Raw genomic sequence first — 9,759 nt, 5'->3', positions numbered from 1 at the left:
CTCAGTGCATGGGCTGGTGGCGTTGTTCGCGCATCGATTGGCGCTTGTGCAGCATCTCGCGCAACAGCTTGGCCGAGATCGGCAGGGCGGCGTGATGCTGGTTGGCGGATACTGTATTAACGATCTGGAGGGAGCGGGCGATGATCTCGTCGATCTTGGCCGACGGCACACCCAGCTGCTGCATTTGCTCCAGGGCTACCTGCATGAGCACCAAGGCCGTGATGCCGCTCGCCATCGCGAATTCGTCGGAAATCGGTTCGGCCATGCAACTCTCCTGACTACTGCACCAGAGCCTGATCTGCCCGGCCCGCACTGTCGAGCAAAGCCGAGCAAAGCCGCTGTGATCATTTTGAATCATCCGTGTATTCGCGCTGCCAGTGACCATTGCCGGAGGCAATGCAAGCCTCGGCCGTCGGAAAGCGCTGCCGTCGCCGGCGCCTCGACATGGAGAGGTGTCCAGGCCGCGAATCCGAGTCAAATGCGATAGGATCGATCCGATGACCGATTCCCTGTCCGTGCGCGATGCCATCGATACGCTGTCGTCCGAGCCGCTGCGTCACATCGTTCTCCTGAAGCAGCTGCTGGCATATCCGGACAGTGTGAGAGTCCATCGTGTGGCGGGTGCGGCGGGAACTGCCATGCTGGTCGCGCTGGACGTCGCGGCCAGCTCGTACGACCGGCAGACCTATCCAGGAGCAGCCCTCGCGGCCTTCATCTCCAGCGATGATCCGGATCTCACGGCATCCCTCCTGCGGCATCTGCCGCGCGACGTCGGCATCGTCTTCAAGCTGTCGGGCGAGGCCGATCTGGCGCCGGTCGCGGCGCAGTTCCCGGTCGAGCGGCGAACCGCGTTCGTTTCCTTCTCGTCGGCTGCCACATTCCAGCCTGATTCCGGCATTCGCGTCACGTCCCGGCCCGGCGACGCCGCCTTCAGGCTGTTCGCGGAGCAGGGACACGAGCGTTCCTGGCTCGAGCCGATGCTGCGTGCCGGCAGCGCCTTTGCCTGTGTCGCCGGCGACGACGACGACGAGACGCCCTCGGCCTGCATTGCTTTCGAGAATTACCGCTCCGTGTGGGAGGTGGGCGGCGTCGTCACGGCACCGGCGCAGCGCCGGAAGGGCCATGCGGCGCGCGTGGTCGCCACCGCACTCGCCGAGCTTTCCGCCCGCAGGCTGACGCCGCGCTACCAGGTCGAGGAGCACAACACGGCATCGATCCGTCTCGCGCGAACGATCGGGCTCGTTCCCTTCCTGACGATCGTCCACTACGCGCACGAGCGCTGAGCCGCGCGCAAGGCAGCGTGCGACGATGTCGCCTTGCAAGCGGCGCCGAAGACTTCGAGACTTGCAAGGGGGCAGGGAACCGCGGTTCGCATTTTGAAGAGGACATCCTAGATGAAGTCGAAGGCCGTGAAGCCGTCGCGCGCCACGCTTTCCCGTCACCGGCTGACCCTTGCCGCCATCGCGATGATGGTCGCCCTGCCTGCCGCTGCACAGAAATCGGTCGATGGCGATTCGATCGAGGTCGGCGGCAAGACCTATCGACTGTATGGCGTCGATGCGCCCGACGTGGCGCAGATCTGCGCCGATGGCTGGCCTGCGGGCCACGCCGCAGAGCAATATCTCGGCACGCTCATCGTGGGAAAGCAGATCTCGTGCGTGCCGATCGGCGGCGAGCGGAGGGGAGAGATCGTCGCGATCTGCCGGGCCGATGACGTCGACCTCGGCGCGGCCATGGTCACAGGCGGCTATGCTTATGCCGAGGTGCTTCACTCGGCGCGCTACGTCGCGCAGGAAGCCGCCGCGGCGAGCGCGCTGCGGGGAGTCCATGCGCACGCCTGCGTCACGCCCTGGGAGTGGCGCGCACGGATCGAGGAGGACCGCTAGAGGCGTCCCTTAGGCCGACGTCCAGATTTCTGTCGTCCTGAGCAAGGCGCTTGCGGAGCAAGCGCCGCAAGCGAAGGACCTCATCGCCGCCTGCAGCGGGAGCACTTTGAAATTCCTGGCGATGAGATCCTTCGCTGCGCTCAGGATGACAGTATGGATCTCGAATCGGTTCCACACATACCAATCACGCTGCAGCGGCTGCCTGGCTTCCAGATCATGGCGGCCGAGCCGCTGCCTGTGGACAGGTGGCGAGCGCGAACACACTCCTGACAAGATTTCGACCAACTATCGGCACGCACCAAGCGGGCCATAGGAAGGATGTCCAGGTTCCGCGCCCAAGTCCCGTGCGGTTCTCCCGCACCAATGATCCCTCAATGATGCCATGCGCCTTCTTCCCTTCCAGGAACGCAAGGATGTTTGATCAGTCGTCCGTTCGTCCGTCTCATCCCCCCTCAACACAGCCGAACCCCGATCCACTTCCCCCAGAGCCAGATTTCACCCAACCTTCCGAACGCCTCGCGCCAGCACGGCGCACCCTGGCCGCCGCTGTTGCTTGCAGCGTCCTCGTGGCAGCAACGGCAATCGGCTGGTTCGTCGTGCGTGACTCCCATTCGCCATTGACGGCATCCGACGGGCTGAGCGCTTCCGACACGCCGCAGCCGGCGGCCCATCAGATGTCGGCAGGCCAGATGTCGGCCCAACACGCGTACCCCGAAACGGGAACGCCAATGCCCGAAGCGTCGGCCGAACCCGATTCCGACGAAGCGGCCATCGCCGCGGCGCCGCGCGTGTACGAGACATCGGTGCGCCTCGAGAAGGGCGACACGGTGGCGGGAGCTCTCGGCGAGCTGGACCTTGCTGGAGCGGAAGTCGCCGATGTCGTCGACGCTCTGGCGGAGCACGTGAACCTCCGTCGCCTGCCGATTGGCCAGTCGATCGACGTGAAGCTCCAGGGACCGGCAGAGGGGCGGGCCAGGCCGATTCTCCTGGCGCTCGCGGTTCGCCCCGAGGCGAGACGCGAGATCACGGTGGAACGCGACGAACAGGGCGAGCTCGACGCGACGGTAAAGGTCTTCGAGATCGTGTCGAGGCTTCGGCGGGCGGCGGGCGTCGTGAACGGATCGGTGATCGAAAGCGTCGAGGCGAGCGGCGTGCCGCATCCGGCGCTGGCGGAGATGCTGCGCGCCTTCTCGTGGGACGTGAACTTCCAGCACGACATCAAGGCGGGCGATCGCTTCGCCCTGCTGATCGAGCAGGCGTGGACCGAGGATGGCAGGCCGGTCGATGGCGGGCGCGTCCTGTGGGCGGAGATCACCACCGGCGGCGGAGAGGAGACCTTTGCCATCTACCGTTTCCAGCCGCAGGGTGGCACGGACTTCTTCTACAGCCGCGAAGGCGAGAGCGTCGTCAAGGCACTCCTGCGCACGCCGTTGAATCTCAGCCGCATCTCCTCGCGCTTCGGGCTACGACGCCATCCGGTGCTGGGGTTCACGCGCCTGCACGCCGGTATCGATTTTGCGGCGCCGACGGGCACGCCGGTCCTTGCCGCCGGCAACGGCCGCATCGTCGAGGCCGGTGTCAATGGTGGCTATGGCCGCTGGGTCAAGATCGGTCACGACAATGGCCTCGCGACCGGCTATGCGCACCTGTCGCGCATTGCGTCCGGAGTCCGGCGCAGTGCGCGCATACGCCAGGGCCAGGTGATCGGCTTCGTCGGCAGCAGCGGGCTTTCAACCGGACCCCATCTGCATTTCGAGCTGCATCGCAACGGCCGGCCGGTGAATCCGCTCGACGTGGCGCACACCTCGCAGCGCCAGCGGCTGGATGGCGCGGAGCTCATTCGTTTCAGGGCGCGAGTCGAGGAAATCGACAGGGCGCGCCAAACAGCCCCCGACCTGGACTGACCGCACGTCGCCGGGAGTCGGCGGTGCATATGGGCGCTTCTCATTCTCCTCCCCCAAGATTCGCTGGGGGAGGCGTTGCAACTCGACATCGGCCGGGCCGTTCCTACCGCAAGGACAAGGAACGACCGCGCATGCTGAAGATCGGTCAAGCCAACGCGATGTGGCACGTCGTGGGCCTCACCGCGACCTGTCTCGCGTCTCTCGCCATCGGGACCGATGGCGCGGTTGCGGAGAGCTGCCGCGAGCAGGTTCTCCGCATTGCCAAGGCACATGATCTTGCCACCGATCCGCCAACCGTCCCCAGGAAGGGCAACAAGGATGTAACGCCCCGTGATCTGGCGGAGTCGGGAGGCGTGGTCGAACCGCCGGCGGTTGAGGACAAGTCCGTGATCTCGCCGCCGATCGGCCAGCGCTCGCCGATGCCGACGATGCCCGACGTGGTGCCGGACAAGCCCCAGGCGGCGAATAGGACGACGTTGCAGGCCATTCTCGTTGCCGCCCGCGCGGAGGCCGAACGCAACAATGAGGCAGGCTGTCGTGAAGGACTGGCGCGGGCAGCCCAGATTCTGGAGCGGATGGAGTAAGGGCTCGGCCTATGGTCGTGGCCGGAAGAGGTCGGTCGCGACGGCGCACAGAGCGCCCAGGCACATGAGAAGCGCCATGCCGCGCGGCGTGCCATCGGTCAGCAGGCCGACCAGGCTCCCACTGATTGCTCCCAGCACATACTGGAAGACACCGAGCAGGGCCGCCGCCGACGCGGCATGCGGCGCGTGCCGGGAGAGCGCGCCCACGGCGGTATTGCCGTTGGAGAAGCCCTGGCAGCTCAGGGCGATGAAAAGCGGCGTGACAATCATCCACAGCTCGTGGACGCCGAGCAGGCTGAGCGACAGCAGCGCCGCCGTGGCGGCGAGCGACACGCGGCAGATCGCGCGCAGCATCGCGTGCAAGCCGTAGGTGCGTAGCAGGTGCGCATTGATCTGCGATCCGGCAACCAGCCCGCACGAGCACAGCCCGAACAATAAGGCGAACTCAGACGGCGAAAGGCCGAATCCCTGGATGAATACCGGCGAAGCACCGGAAAGATAGGCGAACATGGCGAAGCTGCCGGCGCCGCCCATCAACGCGTGCGTGAGAAAGACCGGTTCGCGCAGGATCGTTCCGTAGCGGCTGAGTGCCTCGATCGGTCCGGTCTTCACGCGCCGGGCTTCGGGCAGGGTCTCCGGCAGAGCCCTCAGAGCCAGCAGCGTGCAGCCTGCGCCGTAGAGCGCCTGGACCCAGAAGATGACGCGCCAGTCGGCGATCAGCAGGAGAGCCGCCCCGATGGTCGGCGCGACGATTGGCGCAACCCCCATCACCAGCACGAGGCGAGACATCAGGATCGCGCCGCGTTGGCCGTCGGCGAGATCACGCACGACGGCACGCCCGATCACCATGCCGGCGGATGCGCCGAGGGCGGCCACGAAGCGAAGCGCGGCGAGCTGGGTGATCGAGGTGGCAAGCGCGCCGCCCGCCATGGCGGCAGCGAAGATCGCAAAACCGGCGGCCATCGGCACGCGGCGGCCGTATCGGTCCGACAGGATGCCCTGAAGCACCTGGCCGAAGGCCAGACCGGCGAACCAGGACGCCAGGGTGAATTGCGCCGAGCCCGCAGCGGCGTGCAGGCTGGCCTCGACCTCGGGGAAGGCAGGCAGGTACATGTCGGTCGCCGCTGGGCCGACCGCCATGAAGCAGCCCAGCAGCCAAGGTATGCGCCTCGGCCAGTGACCGGCGCCGGCGGGTCTGTCGCTTGATACGGTCAAGACAACCCGATCGAGCGTCGGTGGGAATGCAGGTTTGCCAGGAACGCCACGACGGCGAGGCCGAGGAGGGGAAGGAGCAGGCGAGGGTCCATGTTCACCCTCATGATAGCGCCGAAGGGCTTGCCACGCAGCTTGGCCTGTTCGTCGCGATTCTGTGCGCGATCGCCGGCCGGCATCGCAATCATCGATAGCTTGCATCGGTGGACCAGCGGGCCAACGCAGGCTCGTGCGTGCCGGTTCTACCTCGCTGGGAAGGCGCCCCGTCATACGGGGCGGAGGGGTCATGGAATCATGACGCATGACTTCTCCGTCGCCGTAAGACGGCGACACTTCGCCAGCGAATCTGGGGAGGAGCGAGAGAGCGATCTGCGAATGCCCTGCCCGAAGGGGAAGTCTCAAGCGACGTCAGCATGGATTGGCGCGGGGTTCCGCACGATTCAGTTCGAGGAATTTGCATCGGAGGGGCTGCGTAGCATGCGCATCGACCGATGTGAGATATCGGGGCGAAGCAGATAGTCGAATTTATGTATTTTACGACACTTTCTGCTAGACGCGCCGTCCGTTTTCGCTAGAGAGATTGGCGTGCCTTCAGTGGTGTGGGGGCGCATGGGAAGATTGGTGGCAGCCTGGGACGCTGCCGCGCCCGGTCTTCCCAGGTGTGTGGGTGTTTGGGTTTCAAAACTGACGATGTTGCCAACGCTGGTGTGACACCAGCGCGCGAGCGGATGCGCGACTCGTTTCGGGGTGGGCAATGCGCTTCATCCAACGCAAAGGTGATCGAGCCTCGATCACCCGCTGGGGAAACGCGCGCGTCTTCAAGGACAGCGCGGCCGTCGCAGGCGGGAGGGCCAGTGGCGCGTTCGGTCGGACAAGGCCGAGCCGTCATCGGATTTCGGAGGCCCGCGAGGCCTCGTGACTGGATCCGCGGTTGCGGCTGCGCCCAAGGCGACCCTGGAAAGCAGCCTCGTGCAAACTCTGTTCCAATACCGTGAAGGGTTTGGGGCGAATACGACCGGCGGACTCAATGGCGACGTCTATACGGTCACGACTCTGAACGACAGCGGGCCGGGCAGCCTGCGTTTTGCCGCTGAGGATCGCTCGACCAAGCCGATCTGGATCGTCTTCGATCCGTCATTGCAAGGCGGCACGATCACCCTCAACTCGACGATCTACCTGGGAGCGAACAGAACCATCGATGGGCGCGGCAGCGGTATCACCATTACCAATCACGGCATTACGATGGGGGGAAACTGGGGTGCCTCGAACGATATTGTTGCCGGTATTACGATTCGCGACGTGAACAATTCGGGCGAGGACAATATCTCCATCTATGGCGTGGACAACATATGGATCCACCATGTCTCGCTCAGTGGCTGGAACAGCGACGGTCTTCTGGATGTCAGCGCGGGGACGAAGAACGTAACTGTCGATTGGAGCCGGTTCAGCGATCACAACGGCGCCATGATGATCAACAGCTACTCGACCTCTGCCGACCCCGACAATCCGAATCGCGAGGTTCTCAACGGGCATCAGCTGGACAACTATGAGCGAGACGAGGATACCCACGTCACTCTGCATCACAATGTGTTCGACGGAACGGTTCAGCGCGAGCCACGTGTGGTTTTTGGCGAAGTGCACATGTACAATAATGTGCTGAAGGATTGGGGTTCGTACGCGATCGGCGCCTCGTTCCGGGCGGAGGTGCTTGCCGAAGGGAATATCTTCGATTCCCGTGACCAGTATGGAAGCAGGGCGATCGTAACCCAGGTGGGAGTCGATCCGGAACCGGGGTTTGTCCGGGCTACCGACAACCTCTTCCTGGGGACCGCATCGGGCGCTTCGAGCGGTGCGGAAAAGGTGTTCACACCCTCTTACCAGTATCAATACGAGGTACCGAGCGTCGGCTTGGAGACATGGTTGCTGCAGCAGGCAGGAGCAGGGGGAAGCGACAGGCTGAACCTGGTGGGGCTCGACGTGGAAGAGCAGGTCGCGGCGACCTATGTGGCCTTCTTCGGTCGCGGCGCTGATGCCAAAGGCTTTGATTTCTGGGTCAACCAGTTCAATGTCGGCAGGGCGACGCAGAGTCCCGCGACGTTGTTCGCCAACGTCGCCAGCTCCTTCGGCATCAGCAATGAGGCGAAGGCGCTCTATCCGTTCCTCGTCAACCCGTTTGCAGCGAGCGATGCCGCAATCTCCTCGTTCATCGACGCCGTCTACGATAATTTGTTCAATCGCGGGCCGGATGCGAGTGGCCTGGGCTACTGGACTGCCCGGACCAAGGCGACCCTCCAGGCTGGCAAGTTCGTCGGGTCGATCCTGATCGACATCATGAGCGGCGCCCAGGATACCGCGGCGAGCCAGGACATCGCGACGCTCATGTCGAAGGTGGCTGTGTCGCTGCACTATGTCGAAGCGCAAAAGGAATATCATGCCGCCTGGACTTCTTCCGACGACCTGATGGAGGCGAGAGCGCTGATCCATGATGTGACGGGCGCAGCGTCGACCATGCTCGTGGGGATCGCGCAGGCGGACAAGCTCGTCGCCACTGACGCAGCCTAGAGCGGCAAGCGTCCCGCTGGCTCGCGAATCTGAACGAGCGAGACGCTCGCGGTCCGGAAGAGCATGCCAAAAAGAAAGGTCCCTCGCGACACTCGGGATGACAGTTGTCCTGTTGGCCGCGCCAACAATGCTGTCATCCCGAGCGCAGCGAGAGACCCTTGATCGCAGACGGCAACGGCTTGTACCTGCGCATCCGCGGTGCCACCCGAACGTGGCAGTTCCTCGGCAAGCACTACAAGCTCTGACGGGAACAGGCGACGCCACGAACATCGCGCCCGGCCGGCAAACTGGCCGGGCCCTTCATTTGACAGTGGCCGCTTTCGCAATCCAAGCTTGCCGTTGCCCCTCTGATTGCCAGCGCCAACCAAGAGCGCACCAAGCTGACGCGCGTTCGCGCAAATCTATTGGGGGGATCAAATGCCGTTCATGGTTGATGAAGGCATGGGCGCCGTCTTGATGTCTGCGCAGTAGATCTGGCATCGGTGGAGAAACGAGCCCGGCCGGGCGACTGGCCGGGCCTTTTCTTTGGTCCCTCTGCTCGACTACATCTTGCCCTGATAGATCCCGATGATCTTGTCGAGCATGTCGAGCGCCTGGTCGCGCGGGCGCTGGAAGGTGTTGCGGCCGATGATCGAGCCGTTGGCGCCGCCGTCGCGCAGGCCCCGGATCTCGGTGAACAGGCCCTCGAGATCCTTGGCCTCGCCGCCGGAGAACACGACGATGCGCCGGCCGTTGAAGGTGGCCTGCATGACGTGCTTTATGCGCGCGGCGAGCGTTGACGTGTCGACCTGGGCCTTCTCGTAGGCGGCCTTGGCCTCGGGCTGCCACAGCACGCTGGTCGGCGGCTTGACCTTGATGATGTGGGCGCCGAGCAGGGCCGCCATGTGGGCGGCGTAGGCGCAGACGTCGAGCGCCGTCTCGCCGGCCTTGTCGAGCTTGCCGCCGCGCGGATAGGACCACATGACGACGGCGAGGCCGACCGACTTCGCCTCCTCGGCGAGCTCGCGGATCTCCTCCATCATCTCGTACTGGTCTTCCGAGCCGGGATAGATGGTGAAGCCGATGGCCGAGCAACCGATGCGCAGCGCGTCGCCCACCGAGGCGGTGACCGCCTGGTCCTTGTTGGTCGACAGCGAGTTGGCCGAGTTGAGCTTGAGGATGGTCGGTATGGCGCCGGCGAAGGTGTCGGCGCCGGCCTCGAGCGGGCCCAGCGGCGCGGCATAGGCGTTCAGGCCGGCATCGATGGCGAGCTGGTAGTGGTAGTGTGGATCGTAGGCGTCGGGATTGGGTGCAAAGGAGCGGGCCGGGCCGTGCTCGAAGCCCTGGTCGACCGGCAGGATGACCATCTTGCCCGAGCCGCCGAGCCGGCCGTGCATCAGAATGCGGGCGAGATTCCCCTTGGTTCCGGGATTGTCGCTCTCGTAATTGTCGAGGATCTTCTTGACCGTCCGGGTGATCTTCATTGGCTGGCTCCCAAGGTCTTTTGCCCTAAAGCGGCGCCGGTGATAGCGGGCGGGGCCTTTTCGTTCAAGCCCGACCCTGTCGACTACCCGGCAGGTCATTGACCGTTTCGGGCGCGCTGAACAGGGTGTTCCGTAACCATGACGCGGC

Annotated in this window: 9 protein-coding genes; 5 read left to right on the top strand and 4 right to left on the bottom strand. The window is 64.6% G+C overall.

The window, feature by feature from the left end; genetic code table 11:
- Position 1 precedes the first annotated feature (1 nt).
- Positions 2 to 265, bottom strand: a complete 264-nt coding sequence (locus ACILR9_RS35965; protein ID WP_395714813.1) for a hypothetical protein — start codon at positions 263 to 265, stop codon at positions 2 to 4.
- Positions 266 to 497: 232 nt separating this feature from the next.
- Between ACILR9_RS35965 and ACILR9_RS35960 the strand changes: the two genes are divergently transcribed.
- The 4 genes from ACILR9_RS35960 to ACILR9_RS35945 all read left to right on the top strand — a co-directional run bounded on the left by ACILR9_RS35960 (position 498) and on the right by ACILR9_RS35945 (position 4,374).
- Positions 498 to 1,283 carry a GNAT family N-acetyltransferase gene (locus tag ACILR9_RS35960; RefSeq protein WP_395714812.1) on the top strand — a complete coding sequence of 262 codons (786 nt, stop codon included), beginning with the start codon at positions 498 to 500 and terminating at the stop codon, positions 1,281 to 1,283.
- A 111-nt stretch (positions 1,284 to 1,394) separates the two neighbouring features.
- Positions 1,395 to 1,886 (top strand): thermonuclease family protein, encoded by a 492-nt coding sequence (locus tag ACILR9_RS35955; RefSeq protein ID WP_395714811.1) that lies wholly within the window; start codon positions 1,395 to 1,397, stop codon positions 1,884 to 1,886.
- A 344-nt stretch (positions 1,887 to 2,230) separates the two neighbouring features.
- Positions 2,231 to 3,790, top strand: a complete 1,560-nt coding sequence (locus ACILR9_RS35950) for a peptidoglycan DD-metalloendopeptidase family protein (protein ID WP_395714810.1) — start codon at positions 2,231 to 2,233, stop codon at positions 3,788 to 3,790.
- Between the two features lie 131 nt (positions 3,791 to 3,921).
- On the top strand, positions 3,922 to 4,374 hold the full coding sequence (locus ACILR9_RS35945; RefSeq protein WP_395714809.1) for a hypothetical protein: 453 nt from the start codon (positions 3,922 to 3,924) through the stop codon (positions 4,372 to 4,374).
- A gap of 9 nt (positions 4,375 to 4,383) precedes the next feature.
- Here the strand turns inward: ACILR9_RS35945 and ACILR9_RS35940 are convergent, their stop codons facing one another.
- Both ACILR9_RS35940 and ACILR9_RS35935 read right to left on the bottom strand, forming a co-directional pair.
- Positions 4,384 to 5,589: a multidrug effflux MFS transporter gene (locus ACILR9_RS35940; protein WP_395714808.1), complete on the bottom strand. Its 1,206-nt coding sequence runs from the start codon at positions 5,587 to 5,589 to the stop codon at positions 4,384 to 4,386.
- A complete protein-coding gene (locus tag ACILR9_RS35935) occupies positions 5,586 to 5,765 on the bottom strand; it encodes a hypothetical protein (RefSeq protein WP_395714807.1) in 180 nt (59 codons plus the stop codon). The genes ACILR9_RS35940 and ACILR9_RS35935 overlap by 4 nt, the downstream gene beginning before the upstream one ends.
- A gap of 736 nt (positions 5,766 to 6,501) precedes the next feature.
- On the opposite strand from ACILR9_RS35935, the gene ACILR9_RS35930 reads away from it, so the two are divergent.
- A complete protein-coding gene (locus tag ACILR9_RS35930; RefSeq protein ID WP_395714806.1) occupies positions 6,502 to 8,148 on the top strand; it encodes a hypothetical protein in 1,647 nt (548 codons plus the stop codon).
- A gap of 542 nt (positions 8,149 to 8,690) precedes the next feature.
- Here ACILR9_RS35930 and ACILR9_RS35925 read toward each other — a convergent pair.
- Positions 8,691 to 9,611, bottom strand: a complete 921-nt coding sequence (locus ACILR9_RS35925; RefSeq protein WP_395714805.1) for a class I fructose-bisphosphate aldolase — start codon at positions 9,609 to 9,611, stop codon at positions 8,691 to 8,693.
- Positions 9,612 to 9,759: the final 148 nt, after the last annotated feature.

The organism is Reyranella sp. (assembly GCF_044224635.1).
Taxonomy (GTDB): domain Bacteria; phylum Pseudomonadota; class Alphaproteobacteria; order Reyranellales; family Reyranellaceae; genus Reyranella.
The sequence above is the reverse complement of the archived record's forward strand: the minus strand, read 5'-3'. Positions and strand labels throughout refer to the sequence as shown.

Coding starts and splice junctions, on each gene's coding strand:
- ACILR9_RS35945 (WP_395714809.1), top strand. CDS start 3,922: ATGCTGAAGATCGGTCAAGCCAACGCGATGTGGCACGTCGTGGGCCTC.
- ACILR9_RS35955 (WP_395714811.1), top strand. CDS start 1,395: ATGAAGTCGAAGGCCGTGAAGCCGTCGCGCGCCACGCTTTCCCGTCAC.
- ACILR9_RS35935 (WP_395714807.1), bottom strand. CDS start 5,765: ATGCCGGCCGGCGATCGCGCACAGAATCGCGACGAACAGGCCAAGCTG.
- ACILR9_RS35965 (WP_395714813.1), bottom strand. CDS start 265: ATGGCCGAACCGATTTCCGACGAATTCGCGATGGCGAGCGGCATCACG.
- ACILR9_RS35960 (WP_395714812.1), top strand. CDS start 498: ATGACCGATTCCCTGTCCGTGCGCGATGCCATCGATACGCTGTCGTCC.
- ACILR9_RS35925 (WP_395714805.1), bottom strand. CDS start 9,611: ATGAAGATCACCCGGACGGTCAAGAAGATCCTCGACAATTACGAGAGC.